Below are 24,320 nucleotides of genomic sequence, written 5' to 3' on the forward strand. Positions count from 1 at the left end.
GCCCCATCCGGCGAAATACCCGGGTTTCCCTGCCTTACTCCGTCAATCGTCGCTTGCGCCGCAAGGCAATAATCGCTCTCACTGAAAAAAGGGCGTACGCCGTCACCACATGGGTGGCGGGCCGCGTGCGCCGCCGACCGGAGCATCTGTGGCAGAGGACAGCGACCTCGAAAAAACCGAATCAGCCACTCCCAAGCGCCTCGAAAAGGCGCGGGAGGAGGGGCAGATTGCGCGTTCGCGGGAGCTTTCCACGTTCGCGCTGCTGTCGGCGGGCTGCTTCGGCGCCTGGCTGCTGTCGGACAGCATCGGCGGGCATCTGCAGGCGATGTTGCGCGGCGCGCTGACGTTCGACCACGCGGGCGCCTTCGAGACCAAACGCATGCTCACGGGCGCGGGCGTCGCCGCGCGCGAGGGGATTTTCGCGGTGCTGCCGGTGCTGGCGCTGACCGGCGTGGCGGCCTTGCTCGCGCCGCTGGCGCTGGGCGGCTGGCTGTTCTCGACCAAGTCGATCGGCGTGAAGTTCGACCGCCTCAACCCGATGACGGGCCTGGGCCGCATCTTCTCGTTGAACGGGCCGGTGCAACTGGGCATGTCGATGGTGAAGACGCTGCTGGTGGGCGCGATCGGCGGCTCGGCGCTGTGGAACCACCGCGAGGAGATCCTGGGACTCGGCATGCAGCCCGCGCCGCGCGCCTTTGCCGATGCCTTCCACCTGATCGTGGTGTGCTGCGGCATGACGGTCGCGGGCATGTTCCTGCTGGCCGCCATCGACGTGCCGTATCAGCTGTGGTCGTACCACCGCAAGCTGCGCATGACGAAGGAAGAAGTGAAGCGCGAGCACCGCGAAAGCGAAGGCGATCCGCACGTCAAAGGCCGCATTCGCCAGCAGCAGCGCGCCATGGCGCGCCGCCGCATGATGGCGCAGGTGCCCAAGGCCGACGTCGTGGTGACCAACCCGACGCACTTCGCGGTCGCGCTGCAATACGCGGACGGCGAAATGCGCGCCCCGAAGGTGGTCGCCAAGGGCGTGAACCTGGTGGCCGCGCGGATCCGCGAAATCGCCACCGAGAACAACATCCCGCTGCTCGAAGCGCCGCCGCTCGCCCGCGCGCTTTATCACAACGTCGACCTGAACCGCGAAATTCCCGGCCCGCTCTACGGCGCGGTCGCCCAGGTGCTCGCGTGGGTCTATCAGCTCAAGCGCTTTCGCGAGCATGGCGGCGACGTGCCGATGGCGCCGACCGATCTCGACGTGCCAGCGGAGCTGGACAAGGGCGGCGTGAGCGACGAAGACGCCGCCGAAGAAGCCGACGAAACGCTGTCGCCTGAAGAAGGCGCGGCAAAGAGCGCCGCAAAGAACAACGCTGCCAGCGCAGCGACGGATCAAGCAAGCACCGCAGGTCGCGCCGGCACCGCGCGCGACGGCAATGAAGGAGCAACGTAATGAACGCCCGCACTGGTTTCCTCGCGCGGCGCCCGGAGATGCTGCAAGGCACGAATCTGCGCGCACTCGCCGGGCCTGTCCTGATCTGCATGATCCTCGGCATGATGATCCTGCCGTTGCCGCCGTTCCTGCTGGATCTGCTGTTCACCTTCAACATCGCGCTGTCGGTGATGGTGCTGCTCGTCAGCATGTACACCATGAAGCCGCTCGACTTCGCGGCCTTCCCGAGTGTGCTGCTGTTCTCCACGCTGCTGCGCCTGTCGCTGAACGTGGCCTCCACGCGTATCGTGCTGCTAGAGGGCCACACCGGCCCCGACGCCGCGGGCAAGGTGATCGAATCGTTCGGCCACTTCCTCGTGGGCGGCAACTTCGCCGTGGGTATCGTGGTGTTCGTGATCCTGATGGTCATCAACTTCATGGTGATCACGAAGGGCGCGGGGCGTATCGCGGAAGTGTCCGCGCGCTTCACGCTCGATGCGATGCCCGGCAAGCAGATGGCGATTGACGCCGACCTCAACGCGGGCCTCATCAACGAAGAAGCCGCTCGCAAGCGCCGTACCGAAATCGCCCAGGAAGCCGAGTTCTACGGCTCGATGGACGGCGCCAGCAAGTTCGTGCGCGGCGATGCGATCGCCGGCCTGCTGATCATGGCGATCAACATCATTGGCGGCCTGATCGTGGGCGTGGTGCAGCACGGCATGCCGTTCGCGGCGGCGGGCGAGACCTACACGCTGCTGACCATCGGTGACGGCCTCGTCGCGCAGATTCCGTCGCTGGTGATTTCGACGGCCGCGGGTGTGATCGTCTCGCGCGTGGCGACCAACGAAGACATCGGTACGCAGCTCACGGGCCAGTTGTTCACGAACCCGCGCGTGCTGATGATCACGGGCTCGATCATCCTGATGATGGGCCTGATTCCCGGCATGCCGCACTTCGCGTTTCTGCTGCTGGGCGGCGGCGCGATCCAGCTTGGCCGCGTGATGAAGAAGAACGCCGAGGCCAAGAAGGCCAGCGCCGTGCTGGCGGACGTCCTGCCGGCCGCGGCCGCGCCGGTCGAGAACACCGAAGCGAGCTGGGACGACGTGGCGCTCATCGACACGCTGGGCCTGGAAGTGGGCTACCGCATCATTCCGCTCGTGGACAAGAACACGGACGGCGAACTGCTCAAGCGCATCAAGAGCATCCGCAAGAAGTTCGCGCAGGAAATCGGCTTCTTGCCGCCGGTCATTCATATCCGCGACAACCTCGAACTGCGTCCGAACGCCTACCGCATCACCCTCAAGGGCGTCGAAGTGGGCTCGGGCGAGGCCTATCCGGGCCAATGGCTCGCGATCAATCCGGGGCAGGTGAGCGCGGTGCTGCCGGGCTCGCCGACCACCGATCCGGCGTTCGGCCTGCCGGCCATCTGGATCGATTCGAACATGCGCGAACAGGCGCAGGTGTTCGGCTATACCGTGGTCGATTCGAGCACGGTCGTGGCGACCCACCTGAACCACCTGGTCGTGACGCACGCCGCCGAGCTGCTGGGCCGCCGCGAAGTGCAGGCGCTGCTGGAGCGCGTGCAGAAGGACACGCCGTCGCTCGTCGACGATCTCGTGCCGAAGATCCTGCAGGTCACGACGCTGCAAAAGGTGCTGCAGAACCTGCTGGAAGAAGGCGTGCCGATCCGCGACATGCGCACGATCATGGAATCGCTCGCCGAACACGCGCAGCGCATGCCCGACGCGCACGACCTCACGGCGGTGGTGCGCATCTCGCTGGGCCGCGCGATCACGCAGCAGTGGTTCCCGGGCAGCGGCGACATGCAGGTGATGGGGCTCGACGCGAACCTGGAGCGCGTGCTGTCGCAAACGCTCACCTCCGGCCCGAACCCGGGGCTGGAGCCGGGTCTGGCGCACACGCTGCTCACGCAGACCGAAATGGCCATGGGCCGTCAGCAGGTGCTGGGACTGGCGCCGGTGCTGCTGGTGCAGCACGCGCTGCGCCCGATGCTCTCGCGCTTCCTGCGCCGCAGCCTGCCGCAGCTGAAAGTGCTCTCGTACGCCGAGGTGCCGGATACGCGCAACGTGAAGGTGGTGAATGTGGTGGGGGTGGGCTGAGGGTAGGCGCGGCTGACGCGCTTAACGCACCTTCAGGTTCATCGGCAAAGGCCCGCGCTCAGTCGCGGGCTTTTGCGTTTCCGGGGGGCGTCGATCTCGATGGTGACGGTCGCACCCCCATCCCCCCCGTCATGTCATTGGCCGAATTGCCCACATTTCCCCTTCCTGATCCACCGATCGTGAAGGGCTCACCTTCGAAATAATTCCAACATCGGAGAAGGGTTCACGCAGTGCGGGAACCTGCAGTGATCCAGACGCATTCATCGGCATACGACAGGCGGCACGGCCGCTTACCTCATCAGGGGCATAGCTTGAACATTCGCAAATTCATCGGTGGCAATAGCCGCGACGCTCTGCGCCTCGTGCGCGAAGCGCTGGGTGCGGACGCCGTCGTCCTGTCGAACCGCACGCTCGACGACGGTAGTGTCGAAATCGTTGCACTCGCGGACAGCGACCTCGCCGCGATCGCACCGGCGGATGCGGCGCAGCTGCAAGCGCTCGCGCCGCGCACGCAGCGTCCCGCTCTGCCCGGCGTGAGCACGCCAATGAGCACGCCGATGAGCGCAGGCGCAGCCGCCGCATCGGCGGCCGCGGCGAGCTTCGGCAACCCGTACGCAAGCGGCGGCATGCCCGACGTGTTCTCGTCGGTGTTCGGCGCGAGCCCGGAAGTGGGCGTCGAGCCGGGCGCAGCAGGCGCCGATGGCCAGAGCGCCGCCGGCAGCGATGACGACGGCGACCATGCCGACGACATCTCCGTTTCGCTCGCACAATCGCTTCAGCCGAAGCCCTCGAAGGCCGCTGCCAGCGCGCTGGAAGCCGCGCTCGGCGCATCGGCGGGCGCACAAGCGGGCAGCCAGCCGTTCGCCGCGTCGCGTGCCGCCGCCGGCCAGGCCGCGCAGCAAACGACCATGCCGCCGACCTCGCAGACGATGGCCGCCTCGCCGTTCGGCACGTTTTCCGCGAACGCCGCAAGCCGTCCCGTCTCGAACCAGGCCGCCGCGCGCGAAGCCGCCGCGCTGCTGGAGCAAGCCGTCGCGCAGCCGTTCGGCGACTCGGCGAGCGCGCCGCGCACGATGGCCGATACCAACCCCTGGCTGATCGACCACGCGCGCCGCATCGCCAGCCAGCAAGAAAACACGAAGACGCCCGGCATGTCGCCGTCCGCCGCGATGGCCAAGGGCCTGGGCATGACCGCCGACCCCGTGCATCCCGCCGATGTCGAAGCGAGCCAGCCGCAGTGGGCGCTCGAAGCGGCCCACGCCGCCGCCCGCCGCGCCGCGCGCAGCATCGGCCAGAGCGCCGACGCCGCTGGCCCGGCTCCCGGCGCGGAAGCCGCCGCTGCCGCCGCATCGAACACGGCGCAAACGGTCAGCGAAGCGATCCGCTCGCGCATCGAACAAGTGGTCAACGAGACCGTGATGAACGAGCTCGCGTCGATGCGCGGCATGATGGAAGAACAGTTCGCCGGCCTGCTGTGGGGCGAGCGCCAGCGCCGCACGCCGGTGCAGGGCGCGCTCACCAAGCAGCTTTTCGCGGCGGGTTTCTCGGCGCAGCTCGTCAAGATGATGATTGAGCGCCTGCCCAACGTGGAAACCGAAGAAGCCGGCATGGAGTGGCTCCAGTCGGTGCTCGAATCGAACCTGCCAGTGCTCGAAGACGAAGAAGCGCTGATGGAACGCGGCGGCGTGTTCGCACTGATGGGCCCGACGGGCGTGGGCAAGACCACGACCACGGCGAAGCTCGCGGCGCGTTGCGTGATGCGCTTCGGCGCCAGCAAGGTCGCGCTGCTCACGACTGACAGCTACCGTATCGGCGGCCACGAGCAACTGCGTATCTTCGGCAAGATCCTCGGCGTCTCGGTGCACGCGGTGCGCGACGGCGCGGACCTGGAACTCGCGCTCACCGAACTCAAGAGCAAGCACATCGTGCTGATCGACACGATCGGCATGAGCCAGCGCGACCGCGCCGTGGCCGACCAGATCGCCATGCTGTGCGGCACGGGCCGTCCGGTGCAGCGACTGCTGCTGCTCTCGGCGACCAATCACGGCGACACGCTCAACGAAGTGGTGCAGGCCTACCAGAGCGGCCCGGACGAATCGCCGCTGACCGGCTGCATTCTCACCAAGCTCGACGAGGCGACCAACCTCGGCAGCACGCTCGACACCGTCCTGCGCTACAAGCTGCCGGTGCACTACGTCTCGACCGGCCAGAAGGTGCCGGAGAACCTGTATGTGGCCACGCGCCGCTTCCTGGTTCGCAGCGCCTTCTGCGTGCCGCGCGACCGCTCGCCGTTCGTGCCGCACGAGGACGACATTCCCGCGCTGCTGTCGGCGTTGTCGAACCGCTCGAATTCGCAAGCCCACGAGGTCCGGTTTGGATAAGTTTGTGATCGATCAGGCAGAAGGCCTGCGCAGGCTGCTGGCGCGCGAAGGTTCGCGTGTGATCGCGGTGACCGGCGGGCCCGGCGCGCCGGGACGCACGACGACCGTCATCAACCTCGCGGCCGCGCTGACCGCCCACGGCAAGGACGTGCTCGTCATCGACGAATGCCTCGGGCCGCGCTCCGTCAGCGGACTGCTCGGCGGCGTGCGCGGCGCGGGCAACTTCGCGGCGGTGATGCGCGGCGAGATGGCGCTCGACGAGGCAATCGGGCGTCACGCCCTCGGCTTCGGCGTGCTGGCCGCTTCCCGCGAACACCGCGCGCAGTACACCGGCGCGCAGTTGAACAAGGTGCTGAGCGGCCCCGCCGATTTCGTGCTGATCGACGCGCAGCTCGACGCCGAAGGCGCGCTGTCGCCGCTCGCGATGCACGCGCACGACCTGCTGATCGTGATGCGCGTGTCCGCGCAGGCGATCACCGATGCCTACGCCTGCATGAAGCGGCTGCACTTCGCGCATGCGATCGGCCAGTTCCGCGTGCTGGTGAACCACATCGAACACGCTCCCGACGCGCAGGCCGCGTTCGAGAACCTCGCCGGGGTGGCCAGCCGCTATCTCGCCGTGTCGCTCGAAAACGCGGGCTGCGTGGCCGCTGATCCGCACATGCCGCGCGCGGTGCAACTGTCGCGCTGCATCGTCGATGCGTTCCCGTCGACGGCCGCCGCACGCGACTTCCGCCACGTGGCCGCCGAACTGCCGCACTGGCCGATGCGCCCCGCGCTGTCGGCCCGTTCGACGGGCGCGGGCCGCTCGACGAGTTTCGCCGAAGCGGTGGCGGCCGATAGCTGCTCGGCGCCTGCGCAGCAGGTTGGCGTGCAGACCGCGCCTGCGGGCGTGGCGGCGGCAGCGGTATCGGCGCTGGCAAGCGGGCAGGGCAATGCCGCTGAATCATTTGTTTCGACCGTCACTGGCGTTCCATCCGCGCCCGCGTCGGCCCATGCAGGATGGCGGGCGGACCCGCCCGTGCCGCGCCCGACGCCCCAGCACGCTTGACGTGGGGTTTCGAGAGCGCAGCAAGGGAAACAAGCAACTAATTTGCATGGGATCGCAGCGGGGCAACAAGCCCAGGCTGCGGTCGACAGGAGAGCACGATGTATAACGCTCAAGGAAAGATTTCGCAGGCCGACGTGCTCGCGAAATACGCGCCGCTCGTTCGGCGCCTGGGTCTGCAACTCGTGGCGAAAATGCCCGCGAGCGTGGACCTGGATGACTTGATCCAGGCCGGCATGATCGGCTTGATGGACGCCGCCAACCGCTACAAGGAAGACCAGGGCGCGCAATTCGAAACCTACGCGAGCCAGCGCATTCGCGGCGCGATGCTCGACGAGCTGCGCAGCAACGACTGGCTGCCGCGCAGCCTGCGCCGCACCTCGCGCGAGGTGGAGAGCGCGGTGCACAAGGTCGAACAGCGTCTGGGCCGCGCGGCGAGCGAAACCGAGATCGCCGACCATCTGGAAATGCCGCTCGACGAGTACCAGTCGATGCTGCAAGACCTGCATGGCAGCCAGCTGATCTATTACGAAGACTTCGATCGCTCCGCCGACGACGAGCCGTTCCTCGACCGTTATTGTGTCGATCACTCGGATCCGCTGTCGGCGCTGCTCGACGACAGCCTGCGCGGCGCGCTGGTCGAGGCGATCGAGCGACTGCCCGAGCGCGAAAAGCTGCTCATGTCGCTCTACTACGAGCGCGGCATGAACCTGCGCGAAATCGGCGCGGTGATGGAAGTGAGCGAATCGCGGGTGTGCCAGCTGCACAGCCAGGCGGTCGCGCGTCTGCGTACGCGTCTGCGCGAAATGGCGTGGGCGGGCACGGAGAACTGAATAAGCAAGACGCCGCAACAACGGCGTTGACGGGGTAGCAGGGAGGGGAAAGCCGGAGCGTGCGAGCGCTTCGGCTTTTTTAATTGGTGTGACAAAGTCGTCGATGTTTCGTTTATTTCGTTTGTTGAATATTTCGAATACAATGTCGAATTGTCGTTATTGATTCCCAGGAGTTCGTCATGCCCCATTCCAACCAGGCCGAAGCTGCGCTGCCGATCGAGCGCGAAGTTCATGCAGCGGCGGCGGGCCAGCGTGCTCTTGCGGCATATTTGACGACCGGCCTCGACACGCAGCGCATCCAGATTTTTGACGGCGACAATGTCGCTCATGTCGTTGAGTTGCCGACTTCGGCGTTGCGGCTGCTCGTGGACATCCTGGCTGAGCTCGCGCATGGCAATGCCGTCAAGGTGGTGCCCGTGCATGCTGAACTGACGACGCAGGAGGCCGCTGATCTGCTCAACGTCTCGCGTCCGCATCTGGTGAAATTGCTGGAGGCCAATGCGTTGCCCTTCCATAAGGCAGGCAAGCACCGCCGCGTGCGCTTTGACGATCTGATGCGCTACAAAGCCGAGCGCGACCAGAGGAGCGAGCAAGCGATGGACGAGCTCACGCGTGAAGCACAAGAACTAGGGCTGGGTTACGAATGAGTAGTTCACCGTTCACGGCCGTCTATGACGCGTGCGTCCTGTATCCCGCGCCGCTGCGGGATTTTCTGGTGCGGTTGAGCCAGACCGGGAAGTTTCGTGCGCGGTGGAGTACGCAGATCCATCACGAATGGAAGCGCAATCTGCTCAAAAATCGTCCGGATATCGATAAGCGCCGCCTCGATCGAACCTCCGATTTGATGGACGAGGCTGTGCCGGATTGCCTCGTCACCGGCTACGAAGACTTGATCGCTGGTTTGACGTTGCCCGATCAGGATGATCGCCATGTTCTTGCTGCTGCGATCCGCTGCCATGCAAGCGTGATCGTCACCTTCAATGGACGTGATTTTCCCGCCGAAATATTGGCGGCTTACGGGATCGAAGCACAGCATCCCGATGTATTTATCGACGATCTTTTCGATCTTGATGCGGCGGCCGTATTGCTTGCCGCACAACGCCAGCGGCGCGGCCTTCGTCAGCCGCCCATCGATGCCGATTGCTACCTCGAGATCCTGCTCAAGCAGGGCCTGGTGCAAACCTGCAAATCGCTCGCGCCTTTCCGGCTGCTACTCTGAGCGCCTGGCCGCACCGCCCCAAAAGCAAAAAGCCGAAGCACCCCGGCTTCGGCTTTCTCATCTGCGTCGCGCGGCTATCGCTGCCCGCGCATCAATCGCATCAATCACATCAATCGAATCACTCGCCCAGCTTACAGCCCGAACTGCGGCAGGCGCCCATCCGGCCCGTACAGCATCGACGTGCCCGTATTCGTCTCGCCGCGCAGGATCGCCAGCGCCCGGCGGTTGTGCTCCATGCGCGTGCGAACCATCATGCCGATGGTCAGGTTCTGCCGGCGCGCGCGCTCGGTCGAACCCTTGAGCAGCGCCCATTGACCCGACAGGCGTTCGTCGCCGTCGCAGGCCATTTCGATGCCCTTGCGCCCGGTCGGCAGGCCCAGACCCTTGAGCTGCGCGTCGCGCACCTTCTCAAGACCGGCCATGCGCTGCGTGAGCGTCGTCTTCTGCTCGACGATCTGCGGCAGCGAATCCATGCCGTCAGCCGTGGTGAGCGCCTTCTCCTCGAAGGCGAGCAGCGAGGCGAACGCCTCCACCGCAGCGTGTTCGTCGATCAATGTGGCGAGAAGAGCGTCTTTCATCGGGTACCACCGTTAAAGCGGGTTGTGCGGGACGGCCCGCCGCCGCGCTGTCTGGCTCTCTAGCTGCCCGAAGCAGCGGGTTTCACCAGGCCGCGCGCCGTTTCCAGAATGCCATCGGCGATCTTGCCGGTGTCGATCTGTAGCGTGCCGTTCTTGATGGCGTCCTTGATCGACTGCACGTGGGCCGTGTCGATGTCGGCTGAGCCGCTCGCCGCGAGCGAACGCAGCGAGGAAGAAAGCGTGGAAAGGCTCACGTTGGCGTCTCCGCTAGTGCTCGCGGCGCTTGCGGGCGCGGCGCTGGACGCCGTGCCACCGGTCGTCGCGGTGCTTGCGGTTTCGCCTTGCTGCGTGCGCGCGAGGCCATCCTGCAGCGGCAGCGCGTCATTGCGGGTGGAGGTGTCGATTTTCACGATGGGGCTTCCTGATCCGTATGGCCTTTATAACGGCAAGGGGCCGCGCGAACTTTAGCGCGAATCTCCAGCCGTTACACGATGTTACGTGTGCTTGCGCACATAGCCATCCTGAACATTTTCGGGCCCGATCGCGATGCATCGGGCATCGAATGCCTCGTGATTCATCCCTAGATCTGCACCTGCACCGTTGCGGCGTCCTTCACCACGCCGCTAATGATCTGTCCGTTGGGGGTGCGCACGCGCACCAGCTGGCCCGGAGCGGCGTTGTTGAGCACGCTGCCTTCCGAGGAAATCGTGAAATTCGAGCCGACCGCGATCACCTTGACCGTCTGGCCGATCACGACGGACGAGGCGCTGCGCAGCATGTCGGAGCGCAGCGGCAGCCCCGAGGTGATGCGCATGAGCGCGATGGCGCCGTTGGCCTGGCTCGGATCGGTGACGACGGTTTGCGGCAGCGTCGAGAGATCGCCGTCGCGCGGCACGTAATCGACGGCTGAGAGCGCCTCGCCCGGATTGATCTGGCGCGACGCGACGTAATAGGTGATCTGCACGACCACGCGGGCCTGGACGTAGAGCGTCCACGGCTTCGCGCCCACGCAGCGCACGCCGACCGTCGTGCGGCCAAAGCTGCGCGCACCAGGCGGCATGAACGGTTCGAGCGCGTCGCAGGCCGCGAGGCCGCGCGGGAACACCGGCGAGACGCTCACTTCGACCTTGCCGGGCAGGCCGGCCGACTGTTGCTGCAAGTAGGCGAGGGCAGCGGCGCGGATGCGCTCGCCGTCTTCCTGGCCCGGCGGCACGGGAGCCGGCTGCACGGCCTGCGCCGCCTGGACGGCTTGCGCGGCCTGGCCATAAGCCGCCGCGCTCTGCACGACGACGGGCGCCACCGCGCGCGACGGCGCGGCCATGCTCACGCGCTGGAAGCCGCCGGCGTTGGGGTTTGCGCTGGCGTTCTGGGTCGTGGCGGGCGTCGCACGCATCGGCTGCACGGCGCGCACGATCGCGGGGCGCTGCACCGCAGGCTGAGCAGGCGTGCCCGGCGAGGCAATCGTGACGATCTGCGGCGTTTCGCCAGCGGCTGCATTCTGGGCGGCGGCCGTGCCGCGCTCGCCGGGGCCGGGAATCGAAATCATGCCGGCCTGAGATTCGGGCGCTTGCCCTTGCTGGGCCTGGACGTTCGCGCGATACGCGAGCGACTTCGCGATTTCCGCGTAAGCATTCGCGTTGGCCGCGGCCTTGCTCTTCGACGGCTCGGCGAGCATCGCGCTCATGCGCTGTGCGTCCTCGCCGGCGCGGTCGCCGGGGCCCGCAATATAAATCTGCTGGTTTGCCGCGTCGCTTTGCGCGCAGGCGGCGCCGCTCGCGAGCGCGCCAGAAGCCGCCACCAGCGCGGCTACGGCGGCGCGCAGCGCCGACCGGCCGACCAGGCGACGAACTGAACGGCCGAGCGCGAGCCTTGGCGCTGCCGCGCGGCGCGCGCGGAGGTTGGCTGTCTGCGGCATGGTCGTTCTCCCTCTATTGCATTGACACGCCTCGCATTCTAGGTGGCGCGCCGCGCATCCTGGCGTCGAATAGAGGGGCGAGTTACCGGCTATTCGTCCGATTGGTTCTTGCGTCGCGCGCCTAACATTCAACTCCATGCAAAAAGGCCTGCGCGATCGATCCGGATGACGGATGCGCGATGAGTGCGCCGACGCAGCCTTTCATTACGTGTAACGGAGAACGCCCGATGCTGGACAAACTCGACGCCGAATTCGCCTTTGGCCGCGAAGCGCTCGATGTGCGCGCGACGCGCCAGGCGCTGCTGTCCTCGAACATCGCGAACGCCGACACGCCGGGTTACCAGGCGCGCGACGTCGACTTCTCGGCTTCGCTCGCCGGTGCGCTCAAGCACGCGGGCGCGGCGACGCCCAGCGGCATGGCGCCGTCCACCGGCGGCAACTTCCAGCCGCTCGCGCTGGCGCAGCCGGCGGGCGTGACGAGCGGCATGTCGATGGCGACCACCGAAGCCGGCCACCTCGCGGGCAACGTGAAGCTCGCGGCGACCGGCGGCCCGGCCGATACGTATTCGAGCCCGGTGATGTACCGCACGCCGACGCAGCCCGCGCTCGACGGCAACACGGTCGATCTCGACACCGAGCGCGTGCAGTTCGCCGATAACGCGCTGCACTTCGAATCGGGCATGACCGTGGTATCGAGCCAGATCAAGACGATGCTCTCGGCGATCCAGTCGGGTTCGAGCTAAACCGAAGCCTTTTAGTCGCGCCACCCAGCAAACGTTTTAAGCCAGCAGCAAGACGCACCGACCCGAGGTCAACGAAACCATGCCATCCCTCATGAATATCTTCAGCGTTGCCGGTTCCGCCATGTCGGCGGAATCGCAGCGCCTGAACGTGACGGCGTCCAATCTCGCCAACGCCGACAGTACGACCGGCCCGGACGGCCAGCCCTACAAGGCCAAGCAGGTCGTGTTCGCGGTCAACCCGCTTGGCGGCGCGCGCAGCGCGTCGGGCCAGCAGGTCGGCGGCGTGAAGGTGACGGGCGTGATCGACGATCCGACGCCGATGAAGCAGACCTACGACCCGGACAACCCCGCGGCCGATGCGAACGGCTACGTGAGCATGCCGAACGTCGATCCGGTGCAGGAAATGGTGAACATGATTTCGGCGTCGCGCTCGTACCAGGCCAACATCGAGACGCTGAACACCGCCAAGACCCTGATGCTCAAGACCCTGACGATCGGCACCTGAAAGACCTAAGCCGGCGCAGGAACGAGAACCACACCACACGCTAACCCGCTACAGACAGCGTATCCGAGGAGAACGCGTTGACCTCCAGCAACACCACCATCGGCGGCAGTTCCGCCACCGTATCGCAGACGCTGCTCGACACCATGAACGGCACGTCGGCGAGTTCGTCGACCTCGTCGAGTGCGACCAGCGGCAGCGACCTGCAACAGACCTTTCTGCAACTGCTCGTGACGCAGCTGCAGAACCAGGATCCGACCAGCCCGATGGACAGCTCGCAGATGACCTCGCAGCTTGCCCAGATCAATACGGTGTCGGGCATCGCGAACCTGAACACGTCGCTCACGTCGCTGTCGACGCAGCTGTCCGCGGGCCAGAACGCCCAGTCGGCGCTGCTGATCGGCTCGACGGTACTGGCGGCCGGCAGCACGGCCGCGGTGTCGAGCGGCACCTCGCCGCAACTCGGCGTGCAGCTCACGTCGGCGGCGTCGGACGTCACGCTCACGATCAAGGATTCGACGGGCAAGGTCGTCAACACGCTCGACCTGGGCGCGCAGTCGGCGGGCACCGTGCCGGTCACCTGGAACGGCACCGACTCGTCGGGCGCAGTGGTGGCCGACGGCAACTACACGATCAGCGCGAGCGCGACGGTCAACGGTCAGGCCACCTCCGCGACGGCGCTCGTCGCGAGCAAGGTCAGCGCCGTGATCCAGCAATCCGATGGCACGGCGGGCCTTTCGCTCGCCAACGGCAAGACGGTTCCGCTCTCGAGCGTGGCCGGCATTCTCTGAACCCGATAAACGACAGCGCGGAGTAAACACTCATGGGCTACCAGCAAGGATTGAGCGGCCTCGCCGCTTCGTCGAACGACCTCGACGTCATTGGCAACAACATCGCCAACGCGAATACCGTTGGCTTCAAGCAAAGCCAGGCGCAATTCGCCGATGTGTATGCGAACACCGTGGCGACCTCGGTCAACACCCAGATCGGTCTGGGCGCGGCACTTTCGGAAGTGCAGCAGAACTTCTCGCAAGGCACGATCACGACGACCGGCCAGGCGCTCGACGTCGCCATCAACGGCAACGGCTTCTTCCAGATGTCGAACAACGGCACCGTCACGTATTCGCGTAACGGCGTGTTCCAGCTCGACAAGAACGGCTACATCACCGATGCCGCCGGCAACGACCTGATGGGCTACGCAGCCGGTACGAGCGGCGTGGTGAACACGGCGCAAACCGTGCCGCTGCAAGTGCCGACGACCAACATCGCACCGGTCACGACCTCGACGGTCACGGCGCAGCTGAACCTGAACGCGCAGGCGGCGACGCCGACCGACTCGACCTTCAGCGCCACCGATTCGGCGAGCTACAACTACTCGACCTCGATCACGGCCTACGACTCGCTCGGCGGCACGCAGCAGGTCAACATGTACTTCGTGAAGGGCGGCACGGACGCGAGCGGCAACCAGCTCTACACCGTGTACTCGGGCGTCTCGGGCGGCACGACTTCGGAAGTCGGCACGATGTCGTTCAATTCGTCGGGCTCGCTGGTGTCGTCGACCGACACGGCAGGCGTGGCGACGGGCACGGGCCAGATGACGCTGCAGATCGGCACGGCCGGCGGCAAGCTCTCGGACGGCGCGGCTTCGATGGCGGTCACGCTCGACTTCAAGGGCACGACGCAATACGGCGGCACCAACGGCGTGAACAACCTCGCGCAGGACGGCTACGCCAGCGGCACACTGTCGAACTTCACGGTCGGCTCGGACGGCACCATCACGGGCAACTACTCGAACGGCCAGACCAAGACGCTCGGCCAGGTCGTGCTCGCCAACTTCAACAACCCGAACGGCCTGCAGAACCTGGGCGGCAACCAGTTCCAGGAAACGGCGGCTTCGGGCGTGGCGCAGGTTTCGACGCCGGGCAGCACGAACCACGGCACGCTCACGGGCGGCGCGGTGGAGTCGTCGAACGTCGACCTGACCAACCAGCTCGTCGACCTGATCACGGCGCAGCGCAACTATCAGGCTAACGCGCAGACCATCAAGACGCAGCAGACCGTCGACCAGACGCTGCTGCAGATGTAAGTACGTTTGTCTAATTACGCACCGGGTACATCATGGACCGACTGATTTATACCGCGATGACGGGCACGAGCCAGGCGCTCGAGCAGCAGGCCGTCGTCGCGAACAACCTGGCCAACGTCTCGACCACGGGTTTTCGCGCGCAGCTGGCGAATTTCCGCTCCGTGCCGATGTCGTTCGGCGACGGTTCCACCGTCAACGACTCGACCACGCGCACGTTCGTGCTGTCGGCGACGCCAGGCGCAGACATGACGCCCGGTGCGATCTCGAAGACCGGCAATCCGCTCGATATCGCGATCCAGGGCAACGGCTTCATGGCCGTGCAGACCGCCGACGGCAACGAAGCGTACACGCGCGCGGGCAACCTGCACGTGGACGAAAACGGCCAGCTCGTGACGGCCAGCAACCAGCAGGTGATCGGCGGCGGCGGCCCGATCGCGGTGCCGCCGGGTTCGGCGGTGACGATCGGCTCGGACGGCACGGTTTCGGCGCTCGCCCCGGGAAGCCCGGCCAGCGCGATCGCCATGATCGACCAGATCAAGTTCGTGAACCCGGCCGCAGGGTCGCTGCAGCGCGGCGACGACGGCCTGTTCCGCACGTCCGACGGCAATCCGGCCGACGCCGACCAGACGGTCAAGATCGCGACGGAATCGCTCGAAGGCAGCAACGTGAACCCGGTCGCCGCGATGGTCTCGATGATCACCAACGCGCGCCAGTTCCAGATGCAGACCAAGCTGTTGCAGACCGCCGACCAGAACGACCAGAGCGCTAACCAGCTGCTCAATTTCAGCTAAGCATATTTAGGCCGCCGGTCTCGCAAGAAGCAGACTACGCGCCGGGAGAAAGACACCGTGAACCGATCGCTCTACATTGCCGCCACCGGCATGAACGCCCAGCAGGCGCAGATGGACGTGATCTCGAACAACCTCGCGAACGTGAGCACCAATGGCTTCAAGGGTTCGCGCGCCGTGTTCGAGGACCTCATGTACCAGACGCTGCGCCAGCCGGGTGCGAACTCCACGCAGACCACCGAAATGTCGTCGGGCAGCCAGGTCGGCACCGGCGTGCAGCAGGTCGCGACCGAGCGCCTCTACACGCAGGGCAACCTGCAGCAGACCGGCAACTCGAAGGACGTGGCGATCAACGGCGCGGGCTTCTTCCAGGTGCAGATGCCCGACGGCACGACGCAATACACGCGCGACGGCTCGTTCCAGACCAACTCGCAGGGTCAGCTGGTGACGGCGAGCGGCTATCCGGTGCTGCCCGCCATTACCGTGCCGGCCAACGCGACCTCGCTCACCATCGGCAGCGACGGCGTGGTGACGGTGACGACGCCGGGCTCGACGGGCAACACGACGATCGGCTCGCTCCAGGTCGCCATGTTCATCAACCCGGCCGGCCTGCAGAGCAACGGCGAAAACCTGGTGTCGGAAACGGCTTCGTCGGGTGCGCCCACGGTGACGACGCCGGGCCTGAACGGTTCGGGCTCGCTCAACCAGGGCTACGTCGAATCGTCGAACGTGAACGTGGTGCAGGAACTCGTGAACATGATCCAGACGCAGCGCGCCTACGAAATCAACAGCAAGGCGCTGACGACGTCGGATCAGATGCTCCAGACCTTGAGCCAGATGCAGGTGTAAGCGCAGGTTCAGGCGCAGGTTCAGGCGCAGGTTAAAGCGCAGCTTTGAAGCACGATCCCGGCGCCGCCGGGAACCTGAAGCAACAGCAATAGCAGTACGGAAGAGAAGTGGTGAGGAATATGGGCCAGTCCGTTCAAGTCAACTTTCGCTCGCGGCGGCAGCACACGCTGCGCCGGGCGATGCCGCGCGCCGCGATGGCGACGGCGTCCCTCGTGCTTGCCGCGCTGGCGGGCTGTGCCTATATCCCGAACCGGCAGCCGATCGTGCAGCAGCCGATGACGGCCGTGCCGCCGCAGCCGCCGATGAACACCTCGCCGGGTTCGATCTACAACCCGGGCTACGTGGGGCGTCCGCTCTTCGAAGACCAGCGTCCGCGCAATACCGGCGACATCCTCACCATCGTCATCTCCGAAAACATCAACGCGACGAAGTCCTCGGGCGCCAACACCAAGCGTGGCGGCAGCACGAGCTTCAACGTGCCGACCGCGGGCTTCGCACCGGGCTTCTTCTCGCGCGCGAACCTCTCGGCCACCGGCGCGAACCAGTTCGACGCGACGGGCGGCGCGAACGCCTCCAACACGTTCACGGGCGTCATCACCGTGACGGTCACGAACGTGCTGCCCAACGGCAACCTGGTGGTATCGGGCGAAAAGCAGATGCTGATCAACCAGGGCAATGAATTCGTACGCTTCTCCGGCGTCGTGAACCCGAACACCGTTGCCGGAGACAACTCCGTGCTCTCGACCGATGTCGCCGATGCGAAGATCGAATACTCCGCGAAAGGCGTAATCGACGAGGCCGAGACCATGGGCTGGCTGCAACGCTTTTTCCTGAATGTCGCGCCATGGTAAAGATCCGTTTCCAGCGCACGCGCCGCTCGCGCGTGAAAGACCTGCTGACCGCCTTCGGCGTGCTGGCAGGGTTCGTGGTCGTGTGCTCGGCGCTGCTCACGTATGCCACGCCCGCGCGCGCGGAGCGCGTGAAAGACCTCGTCTCGTTCGCGGGCGTGCGTGACAACCCGCTGATCGGCTACGGCCTCGTGGTGGGTCTCGACGGCACGGGCGACCAGACGACCCAGGCGCCGTTCACGACGCAGACGCTCGCGAACATGCTCGCGAACCTGGGCATCTCGATCAACAACACGTCGAGCTCAAGCGGTTCCTCGCAGACGCTCAACAACATGCAGCTCAAGAACGTCGCGGCCGTGATCGTGACGGCGACGCTGCCGCCGTTCGCGCGTCCGGGCGAACAGATCGACGTGACGGTGTCGTCGCTCGCGAACGCCAAGAGCATTCGCGGCGGCACGCTGCTGCTCACGCCGCTCAAGGGCGCGGACGGCCAGGTCTATGCGCTGGCCCAGGGCAACGTGGCGGTGGGCGGCGCGGGCGCGTCGGCCAACGGCAGCAAGGTGCAGGTGAACCAGCTTGCGGCAGGCCGTATCGCGGCAGGCGCAACCGTCGAGCGCGCGGTGCCGTCGCCGGTCTCGCAGCCGGGCGGTCTCCTGCAGATGGAAGTCAACGACATGGACTACGACACGACGCAGCGCATCGTGGCGGCGGTCAACAATATGTTCGGCGCGGGCACGGCGGCGGCGGTCGATGGCCGCACGATCCAGGTGCACGGCCCGGCCGATCCGGCGTCGCAGGTGGGCTTCATCGCGCAGATCCAGAATCTCGACGTGCGCCCGGCCCAGCCGGCGGCGAAGGTGATCCTGAACGCGCGCACCGGCTCGATCGTGATGAACCAGATGGTCACGCTCGAATCCTGCGCGGTGGCGCACGGCAATCTTTCGGTGGTCGTGAATACGCAGACGGCGGTGAGCCAGCCGGGCGCATTCTCGAACGGACAGACGGTCGCGACGCGGCAGTCGCAGATCCAGTTGAAGCAGGACAATGGCGCGCTCAAGCTCGTGACGGCGGGCGCCAATCTCGCGGAAGTCGTGAAGGCGCTCAACGCGCTGGGTGCGACGCCGGCGGATCTGATGTCGATCCTCCAGGCAATGAAGGCGGCGGGCGCGTTGCGTGCCGACCTCGAAATTATCTAAGGACGTGAAAAATGGATAACTCGAATATCGGCAACGGCAATCTCGATCTCACGAACCGCTTCGCGCTGGACGTGCAGGGCTTCGACGCGATGCGCGCCGCGGCCAATGCCTCGCCGCAACAGGGCGTGAAGGCGGCTGCCAAGCAGTTCGACGCCGTGTTCACGCAGATGATGCTCAAGAGCATGCGCGACGCGACGCCCTCGGACGGCCCGCTCGATTCCAACGACGGCGCGACGTTCCAGTCGATGATGGATCAGCAGCTCTCGCAGCAGATGTCGAACAAGGGCATTGGCGTGGCCAACGCCATGATCAAGCAGCTCATGCGCAGCATGGGCGGCGACGCCAACAGCCTCGGCGGCGCCGGTGGTGCAAGCGGCGCGGGCGGCATCGCCGGCGCGATGCAGGGCCTGTCGGGCTCGGGCGGCAGCGGCAACGAAGGCAACATGGCGATGTTGAGCGCGCTCGGTCGCGCGTACGGCAACGCCTCGGCGAACGGCGCGCTCGGCAAGGGCCAGGGCTGGGACGCGAACAGCGCGCTCACGCCGCCCGTGCGCAGCAGCGGCGACGACAAGGTCGACGCCTTCGTCAACAAGCTCGCCAACGGCGCGCAGCAGGCGAGCGCCTCGACCGGCATCCCGGCGCGCTTCATCGTCGGCCAGGCCGCGCTCGAATCGGGCTGGGGCAAGCGCGAGATCATGAAGGCCGACGGCACGACCAGCTACAACGTGTTCGGCATCAAGGCGACCAAGGACTGGACGGGCAAGACGGTGTCGACCATGACGACCGAATACGTGAACGGCGCGCCGCATCGCGTGGTGGAGAAGTTCCGCGCCTACGACTCGTACGAAGACGCGATGACCGACTACGCCACCGTGCTCAAGAGCAACCCGCGCTACGCCTCGGTCATCAACGGTTCGCGCAGCGCCGAAAGCTTCGCCCAGGGCATGCAGCGCGCCGGTTACGCCACCGACCCGCATTACGCGAAAAAGCTCATGTCGATCATGCAGCGCATGGCCTGATGGCCGCGGCCTGATCCCCGCCTGAAATACCTACGCGCCGCGCATAATATGTCGCGCGCTTCGCTTATCGGCGGCAAACGTTGCCGTTGCGGCGTTGGTGGTGATTTGGCGGCCAAACGCAGCAAGATCGCGCAAGAAGCTGGCCCGGCGTTCGCCGGACGGATTCGCAGGACACAGAATTTTTACGCCGAAACCCTAAATTTCCGCGCTAGTCTGCCGCTAATGCAGGCGAGATCCAAAAGAATCAGGGGCGGCGAAGACCGCCCGGACGGCGCGTCACGACACCTTCCGAGGCGCGCCGGCATGTCCACGAAATTCCGGCAGGCCGATGAATACCGCTCAGTCGAATCAACAGGAAGAAGTCGATGGCGAAAGCCCCGACTATGGCCGTCGCAATCCGCTCGAAGTCGGGGTGCAGTTGCGCAATCTCGCCAATCGCGGCGATTTCCTGACCTTGCAATATCGCGGGGGCCAGCTGGTCACCCGCATCCTCGACGTCAACTCGCGCGAGCGCACCTTCACGTTCGATTGGGGCGCGGTGTCCGAGCAGAACCGCGAGGTGCTCGGCACCCAGGAATGCCAGTTTCACGCGTCGCCGGACGGCGTGCGCGTGGAGTTCACGACCGGCATGCCGCGCGAAACGACCTTCGAAGGGCGTCCCGCGTTCGAAGCCACGTTCCCCGAAGTGCTCTACTACGTGCAGCGCCGCGAGTATTTCCGCGTCGATACGCCGGTGATGGAGCCGTGCATCGTGCGCGGCGCGCTGCCGATGGACGGCCAGCGCTTCCAGTTCGAGGTGCACGACATCTCGCTGGGCGGCCTGGGTCTGCGCACGACGGACGAACGCGCGGCAGCGCTCGACATGGGCCTGAAGCTCGTGGACGTGGAGCTGGAGCTGCGCGGTCACGGCACGCTGCGCGTCGATCTCGCGCTCGTGGTGCTGCGCTTCATCGACCTGCCCAACGGCGATCGCCGCTATCACCTGGGCCTGCGTTTCGAGACGCTGCCTGGCGCCGCGGAAAACAGCCTGCAGCGCTACATCACGCAGCTCGAAATGAAGCGCCGCGCGTTCCAGCGCGCTTAAGCGGCAACGCCGCGGCGGCGGCCATCGCGGCTGCCGCCTGGCTTCAGGTTCGCGGTCGATCCGCAGTACTTCGTACAGCACCTCGTGCCGTACTTCGCGGCGCGCCATTCGTGTGCGCCGCGTGCATCGCCGATGCGCCACCCATGCTTGTGCTTCACGGCGCACGGCGGGGCGCAGCACGCGCTTCATGCCAAACGTTTCCCCCGCGAAATTCTCCCTTACCGCAGCTTAATTTCGGCGCTGCGCTGCCGTTATCACATAAGTTCACCCACGCGGCCCCTCCGACCGAGACGTCGGGCAGGCCGTCCACGAGGATTACGCATGTCCAACATTTTCTCGATCGGTCTCTCCGGGTTGCAGGCGGCCCAGATCGGCATCGCCACAGCCGGCGAGAACATCAGCAATTCGTCGACCGCGGGCTACAACGTGGAAAGCGCGGTGTACAGCGAGGCGAATGGCCAGGCGACCAGCTCGGGCTATCTCGGCGGCGGCGTCAACACGGCGACCGTGCAGCGCGCGTATAGCCAGTACATCACGACCGCGCTCAACAACGCGCAGTCGAGCAACAGCTCGCTCACCGCGTCGTACACGCTGGCGACGTCGCTCGCGAATCTCGTCGGCAGCCCGACGTCGGGCATCTCGTCGTCGATCACGTCGTTCTTTACCGGCATGCAGAACGTGTCGAATTCGCCGTCGAGCAGCTCGGTGCGCCAGACCGCGCTGTCCGATGCGCAGACGCTCGCCGACCAGATCAACGCGGCCGGCGAACAGTACGACTCGCTGCGCCAGAGCGTGAACACGCAGCTCACCAACGCCGTTTCGCAGATCAACACCTACTCGCAGCAGATCGCGCAGCTCAACACGCAGATCGCCACGGCGAGCGCGTCGGGCCAGTCGCCGAACCAGCTGCTCGACCAGCGCGACCTGGCGGTCTCGAACCTCTCGCAGCTCGTGGGCGTGCAGGTCGTGCAGAACAGCAGCGGCTACAGCGTGTTCCTCGGCAACGGCCAGCCGCTCGTGGTGAGCGGCCAGAACTACAACCTCACGACCCAGGCGTCCGACACCAATCCGTCCGAGCTGACGGTCGCGTGGCAAGGCCTGCCCGGCTCGACCAGCTCGCCGCAGTCTCTGTCCAGCGCGGCGCTGACGGGCGGCACGGTGGGCGGCCTCGTGTCGTTCATGCAGAACACGCTCGACCCGGCCGAATCGCAGCTTGGCGCGATCGCCACGAGCTTTGCCGCGCAGGTGAACGGCCAGAACTCGCTCGGCCTGACGCTGAGCGGCTCGGCGGGCGGCAATCTGTTCAACGTGGGCGCGCCGGTCGTCACGGGCAACCGCAACAACACCGGCAGCGCGACCGTGGCGGCGACGCTAACCAACGCCGTCAGCCCGCCGACCGACAACTACACGCTGTCGTATTCGAGCACGGCCGGCGGCACCTGGACGCTGACCGATTCGAGCACCAACACGGTGGTCGGCACGACGACCACGCAGCCCAGCTCGACCAATCCGTTCACGGCGGCGGGCCTGTCGATCACCTCGACGGGCACGATGGCCAACGGCGACTCCTACGCGATCCAGCCGACCGCGGGCGCACTCGACAGCTTCAGTGTCGCGACGAGCGATCCTTCGGCAATCGCGGCGGCGGCGCCGGTGCTGGTCGCGGGCGCGACCGGCAATGCGGGCACGGCCAACATCACCAGCAGCTCGGTGAGCGCGGGCTACACGGTGTCCTCGACCACCACCACGCTCACCTATACGGCGGCCACGTCCGGTACGGGCGGCACGCTGTCCGGCTTCCCGCCGAACTCGACGGTGTCCGTCACGGTGCCGGGCTCCAGCACGCCGACGACCTACACGATCGACGCGGCGGGCGACACGCCGGTGAGCTACGACCCGAGCACGGGCGCGACCTTCACGATCACGTCGAGCACGGCGGGCGAGACCAACAACGTGAGCTTCACGATGTCGGGCACGCCGTCGACGGGCGACACGTTCACCATCGGCAAGAACACGAGCGGCACGCAGGACGGCCGCAACGCGCTGGCGCTGGCGAACCTGACCTCGGGCACGTCGTTTACCGATTCGCAGACGCTCACCAACGCGTACTCGAACTACGTGAACGCCATCGGCAACACGGCGGCGCAGCTCAAGGCGTCGAGCACCTCGCAGACCTCGCTCGTCACCCAGCTGACGTCGCAGCAGCAGTCGGTGCAGGGCGTGAACCTCGACGAAGAAGCAGCCAACCTGCTCAAGTACCAGCAGCTCTATCAGGCCAACAGCAAGGTGATCCAGACGGCGGCTTCGCTGTTCCAGACCCTGATCGGCATTTTCCAGTGAGGCGCTGACCAACCATGCGTATCGCGACTTCCCAGATTTACGCGTCGAGCCTCTCGACGATGGAAAACCAGCAGTCCAGTTTGCTGGCCGTCCAGCAGCAGATCTCGACGGGCGTGGCCATTTCGAACCCGGCCGACAATCCGCTCGGCGCGGCGCAGGCCGTGCAGCTTTCGGCGACGAGCGCCAACCTCACGCAGTACGCGGCGAACCAGAACACGGCGTTGTCGTCGCTGCAGCTGGAGGACTCGACGCTGTCCAGCGTGACGACCACGCTGCAGGCGATGAGCCAGCAGATCCAGTCGGCCATCAACGGCTCGCTCAACGACTCCGACCGCCAGGCGCTCGCCAAGCAGCTGCAAGGCGAACGCAGCCAGTTGCTCACGCTCGCCAATACGACGGACGGCGCGGGCAACTACCTGTTCTCGGGCTACCAGAGCACGTCGCAGGTCTTCACGAACCAGTCGGGCGGCGGCGTGACGTACAACGGCGACCTCGGCCAGCGCACGGTGCAGGTCGCGGGTTCGCGCTCGATCGCCATTAGCGACACGGGTGCGGCGGTGTTCCAGAGCGTGTCGTCGGTGGGCACGTCGGCGGTGGCCGCGGGCGATTCGGGCAATACCGGCACCGGCTTGATCAGCGGCGTCACGGTGACCGACCCGACCCAGGCGACCAACGGCCACAACCTGTCGATCCAGTTCGGCGGCACGAGCGGCGCGCTCACCTACACGGTGACCGACAACTCGACTTCGCCGGCCACGACGCTCGCCTCGAACCAGCCGTACACGGATGGCGGCACGATCGACCTCGGCTCGGGCATGAACGTGACGATCACGGGCACGCCGGTCGCGGGCGACAAGTTTGGCGTGACGCCGGCCACGGCGGCGCAGAACAGCAGCGTGTTTTCGAGCATCGACAGCGTGATTGCCGCGCTGCAGACCTCCGCGACGGGCAACCCGAGCGCGACGGCGAACCTGCAGAACGCGTTGCAGGCTGGGCTCACGCAGATCGGCAACTCGACGTCGAACGTGATTACGATGCAGGCGTCGGTGGGCGGGCGCGAGCAGGAAGTGAAGGCGCTGCAAACCGTGACGTCGACGAATTCGCTGCAAGTGACGTCGAATCTCGACGATCTGGTGAGCACGGATACGGTGGCGGCGATCACGCAGTACGAGCAGATCACGAACGCGCTGTCGGCGTCGCAAAAGAGCTTCGCGGCGACGCAGCAGCTCTCGCTGTTCCAGTACATCAATCCTTGATAGCGCGGTTGTTGTAGCGGTTTAACGGTGAAAAAAACGGCGGCAGGCCTTTGGGCCTGCCGCCGTTTTTGTTTTTGGGGGGCGATGGGCGG

21 protein-coding genes and 1 pseudogene are annotated in these 24,320 nt (G+C 66.1%); 19 read left to right on the plus strand and 3 right to left on the minus strand.

Annotation, left to right across the window (positions count from 1 at the left end; translation table 11 throughout):
• Window positions 1–148: 148 nt before the first annotated feature.
• From flhB to BBA01S_RS08545, 7 genes and pseudogenes are all read left to right on the plus strand, one after another.
• Window positions 149–1,444: a flagellar biosynthesis protein FlhB gene (gene flhB / locus BBA01S_RS40595; RefSeq protein ID WP_084161979.1), complete on the plus strand. Its 1,296-nt coding sequence runs from the start codon at window positions 149–151 to the stop codon at window positions 1,442–1,444.
• Window positions 1,444–3,543 carry a flagellar biosynthesis protein FlhA gene (flhA, locus tag BBA01S_RS08520; protein WP_027816050.1) on the plus strand — a complete coding sequence of 700 codons (2,100 nt, stop codon included), beginning with the start codon at window positions 1,444–1,446 and terminating at the stop codon, window positions 3,541–3,543. The genes flhB and flhA overlap by 1 nt, the downstream gene beginning before the upstream one ends.
• A gap of 311 nt (window positions 3,544–3,854) precedes the next feature.
• Complete coding sequence (gene flhF / locus BBA01S_RS08525; RefSeq protein ID WP_027816051.1) at window positions 3,855–5,924, plus strand: flagellar biosynthesis protein FlhF; 2,070 nt, start codon at window positions 3,855–3,857, stop codon at window positions 5,922–5,924.
• Window positions 5,917–6,699 (plus strand): annotated as a pseudogene (locus BBA01S_RS40600) (MinD/ParA family protein); the annotation flags it as partial. The gene flhF and the pseudogene BBA01S_RS40600, both read left to right, overlap by 8 nt.
• A gap of 374 nt (window positions 6,700–7,073) precedes the next feature.
• The gene (locus BBA01S_RS08535; RefSeq protein WP_027816052.1) at window positions 7,074–7,805 is read left to right on the plus strand and encodes an RNA polymerase sigma factor FliA; all 732 of its coding nucleotides are present in this window, start codon (window positions 7,074–7,076) and stop codon (window positions 7,803–7,805) included.
• A gap of 179 nt (window positions 7,806–7,984) precedes the next feature.
• A complete protein-coding gene (locus BBA01S_RS08540; protein WP_027816053.1) occupies window positions 7,985–8,452 on the plus strand; it encodes a helix-turn-helix domain-containing protein in 468 nt (155 codons plus the stop codon).
• A complete protein-coding gene (locus tag BBA01S_RS08545) occupies window positions 8,449–9,024 on the plus strand; it encodes a PIN domain-containing protein (protein WP_027816054.1) in 576 nt (191 codons plus the stop codon). Before BBA01S_RS08540 ends, BBA01S_RS08545 begins: the two co-directional genes overlap by 4 nt.
• A 131-nt stretch (window positions 9,025–9,155) precedes the next feature.
• On the opposite strand, the gene BBA01S_RS08550 is transcribed toward BBA01S_RS08545, so the two are convergent.
• From BBA01S_RS08550 to flgA, 3 genes are all read right to left on the minus strand, one after another.
• Window positions 9,156–9,602 (minus strand): flagella synthesis protein FlgN, encoded by a 447-nt coding sequence (locus BBA01S_RS08550; RefSeq protein ID WP_027816055.1) that lies wholly within the window; start codon window positions 9,600–9,602, stop codon window positions 9,156–9,158.
• Between the two features lie 59 nt (window positions 9,603–9,661).
• Window positions 9,662–10,012: a flagellar biosynthesis anti-sigma factor FlgM gene (gene flgM / locus BBA01S_RS08555; RefSeq protein ID WP_027816056.1), complete on the minus strand. Its 351-nt coding sequence runs from the start codon at window positions 10,010–10,012 to the stop codon at window positions 9,662–9,664.
• Between the two features lie 170 nt (window positions 10,013–10,182).
• The gene (flgA, locus tag BBA01S_RS08565) at window positions 10,183–11,517 is read right to left on the minus strand and encodes a flagellar basal body P-ring formation chaperone FlgA (RefSeq protein ID WP_052391704.1); all 1,335 of its coding nucleotides are present in this window, start codon (window positions 11,515–11,517) and stop codon (window positions 10,183–10,185) included.
• Window positions 11,518–11,744: 227 nt separating this feature from the next.
• Here flgA and BBA01S_RS08570 point away from each other — a divergent pair, with 227 nt between their 5' ends.
• From BBA01S_RS08570 to flgL, 12 genes are all read left to right on the plus strand, one after another.
• Window positions 11,745–12,260: a flagellar basal body protein gene (locus BBA01S_RS08570; RefSeq protein ID WP_027816058.1), complete on the plus strand. Its 516-nt coding sequence runs from the start codon at window positions 11,745–11,747 to the stop codon at window positions 12,258–12,260.
• A gap of 79 nt (window positions 12,261–12,339) precedes the next feature.
• Window positions 12,340–12,765 carry a flagellar basal body rod protein FlgC gene (gene flgC / locus BBA01S_RS08575; RefSeq protein ID WP_027816059.1) on the plus strand — a complete coding sequence of 142 codons (426 nt, stop codon included), beginning with the start codon at window positions 12,340–12,342 and terminating at the stop codon, window positions 12,763–12,765.
• Window positions 12,766–12,908: 143 nt separating this feature from the next.
• Window positions 12,909–13,553 carry a flagellar hook assembly protein FlgD gene (locus tag BBA01S_RS08580; protein ID WP_084162014.1) on the plus strand — a complete coding sequence of 215 codons (645 nt, stop codon included), beginning with the start codon at window positions 12,909–12,911 and terminating at the stop codon, window positions 13,551–13,553.
• Between the two features lie 32 nt (window positions 13,554–13,585).
• Complete coding sequence (gene flgE / locus BBA01S_RS08585; protein ID WP_027816061.1) at window positions 13,586–14,848, plus strand: flagellar hook protein FlgE; 1,263 nt, start codon at window positions 13,586–13,588, stop codon at window positions 14,846–14,848.
• Window positions 14,849–14,880: 32 nt separating this feature from the next.
• Window positions 14,881–15,639: a flagellar basal-body rod protein FlgF gene (gene flgF, locus BBA01S_RS08590; RefSeq protein ID WP_027816062.1), complete on the plus strand. Its 759-nt coding sequence runs from the start codon at window positions 14,881–14,883 to the stop codon at window positions 15,637–15,639.
• A 57-nt stretch (window positions 15,640–15,696) separates the two neighbouring features.
• Window positions 15,697–16,485, plus strand: coding sequence for a flagellar basal-body rod protein FlgG (flgG, locus tag BBA01S_RS08595; RefSeq protein WP_027816063.1), 789 nt, complete (start codon window positions 15,697–15,699; stop codon window positions 16,483–16,485).
• A gap of 179 nt (window positions 16,486–16,664) precedes the next feature.
• Window positions 16,665–17,336: a flagellar basal body L-ring protein FlgH gene (flgH, locus tag BBA01S_RS08600; RefSeq protein ID WP_027816064.1), complete on the plus strand. Its 672-nt coding sequence runs from the start codon at window positions 16,665–16,667 to the stop codon at window positions 17,334–17,336.
• Window positions 17,330–18,529, plus strand: coding sequence for a flagellar basal body P-ring protein FlgI (locus BBA01S_RS08605; protein WP_084161985.1), 1,200 nt, complete (start codon window positions 17,330–17,332; stop codon window positions 18,527–18,529). The genes flgH and BBA01S_RS08605 overlap by 7 nt, the downstream gene beginning before the upstream one ends.
• Before the next feature lie 11 nt (window positions 18,530–18,540).
• The gene (gene flgJ, locus BBA01S_RS08610) at window positions 18,541–19,548 is read left to right on the plus strand and encodes a flagellar assembly peptidoglycan hydrolase FlgJ (protein WP_027816066.1); all 1,008 of its coding nucleotides are present in this window, start codon (window positions 18,541–18,543) and stop codon (window positions 19,546–19,548) included.
• Window positions 19,549–19,876: 328 nt separating this feature from the next.
• Complete coding sequence (locus BBA01S_RS08615; protein ID WP_027816067.1) at window positions 19,877–20,632, plus strand: flagellar brake protein; 756 nt, start codon at window positions 19,877–19,879, stop codon at window positions 20,630–20,632.
• Between the two features lie 321 nt (window positions 20,633–20,953).
• A complete protein-coding gene (gene flgK, locus BBA01S_RS08625; RefSeq protein WP_027816068.1) occupies window positions 20,954–22,972 on the plus strand; it encodes a flagellar hook-associated protein FlgK in 2,019 nt (672 codons plus the stop codon).
• A 14-nt stretch (window positions 22,973–22,986) separates the two neighbouring features.
• The gene (gene flgL / locus BBA01S_RS08630; RefSeq protein WP_027816069.1) at window positions 22,987–24,228 is read left to right on the plus strand and encodes a flagellar hook-associated protein FlgL; all 1,242 of its coding nucleotides are present in this window, start codon (window positions 22,987–22,989) and stop codon (window positions 24,226–24,228) included.
• Window positions 24,229–24,320 lie beyond the last annotated feature (92 nt).

Source organism: Paraburkholderia bannensis NBRC 103871 (genome assembly GCF_000685015.1).
Classification (GTDB): Bacteria; Pseudomonadota; Gammaproteobacteria; order Burkholderiales; family Burkholderiaceae; genus Paraburkholderia; species Paraburkholderia bannensis.

Excerpts from the sequence above, each read along its gene's own strand:
- flgA (WP_052391704.1), bottom strand. The coding sequence starts at position 11,517 with ATGCCGCAGACAGCCAACCTCCGCGCGCGCCGCGCGGCAGCGCCAAGG.
- BBA01S_RS08605 (WP_084161985.1), top strand. The coding sequence starts at position 17,330 with ATGGTAAAGATCCGTTTCCAGCGCACGCGCCGCTCGCGCGTGAAAGAC.
- flgJ (WP_027816066.1), top strand. The coding sequence starts at position 18,541 with ATGGATAACTCGAATATCGGCAACGGCAATCTCGATCTCACGAACCGC.
- flgL (WP_027816069.1), top strand. The coding sequence starts at position 22,987 with ATGCGTATCGCGACTTCCCAGATTTACGCGTCGAGCCTCTCGACGATG.
- flgF (WP_027816062.1), top strand. The coding sequence starts at position 14,881 with ATGGACCGACTGATTTATACCGCGATGACGGGCACGAGCCAGGCGCTC.
- BBA01S_RS08545 (WP_027816054.1), top strand. The coding sequence starts at position 8,449 with ATGAGTAGTTCACCGTTCACGGCCGTCTATGACGCGTGCGTCCTGTAT.
- BBA01S_RS08570 (WP_027816058.1), top strand. The coding sequence starts at position 11,745 with ATGCTGGACAAACTCGACGCCGAATTCGCCTTTGGCCGCGAAGCGCTC.
- BBA01S_RS08615 (WP_027816067.1), top strand. The coding sequence starts at position 19,877 with ATGAATACCGCTCAGTCGAATCAACAGGAAGAAGTCGATGGCGAAAGC.
- BBA01S_RS08540 (WP_027816053.1), top strand. The coding sequence starts at position 7,985 with ATGCCCCATTCCAACCAGGCCGAAGCTGCGCTGCCGATCGAGCGCGAA.
- flgC (WP_027816059.1), top strand. The coding sequence starts at position 12,340 with ATGCCATCCCTCATGAATATCTTCAGCGTTGCCGGTTCCGCCATGTCG.
- flhA (WP_027816050.1), top strand. The coding sequence starts at position 1,444 with ATGAACGCCCGCACTGGTTTCCTCGCGCGGCGCCCGGAGATGCTGCAA.
- flgH (WP_027816064.1), top strand. The coding sequence starts at position 16,665 with ATGCCGCGCGCCGCGATGGCGACGGCGTCCCTCGTGCTTGCCGCGCTG.
- flgK (WP_027816068.1), top strand. The coding sequence starts at position 20,954 with ATGTCCAACATTTTCTCGATCGGTCTCTCCGGGTTGCAGGCGGCCCAG.
- BBA01S_RS08535 (WP_027816052.1), top strand. The coding sequence starts at position 7,074 with ATGTATAACGCTCAAGGAAAGATTTCGCAGGCCGACGTGCTCGCGAAA.
- flgE (WP_027816061.1), top strand. The coding sequence starts at position 13,586 with ATGGGCTACCAGCAAGGATTGAGCGGCCTCGCCGCTTCGTCGAACGAC.
- BBA01S_RS08580 (WP_084162014.1), top strand. The coding sequence starts at position 12,909 with ATGAACGGCACGTCGGCGAGTTCGTCGACCTCGTCGAGTGCGACCAGC.
- BBA01S_RS08550 (WP_027816055.1), bottom strand. The coding sequence starts at position 9,602 with ATGAAAGACGCTCTTCTCGCCACATTGATCGACGAACACGCTGCGGTG.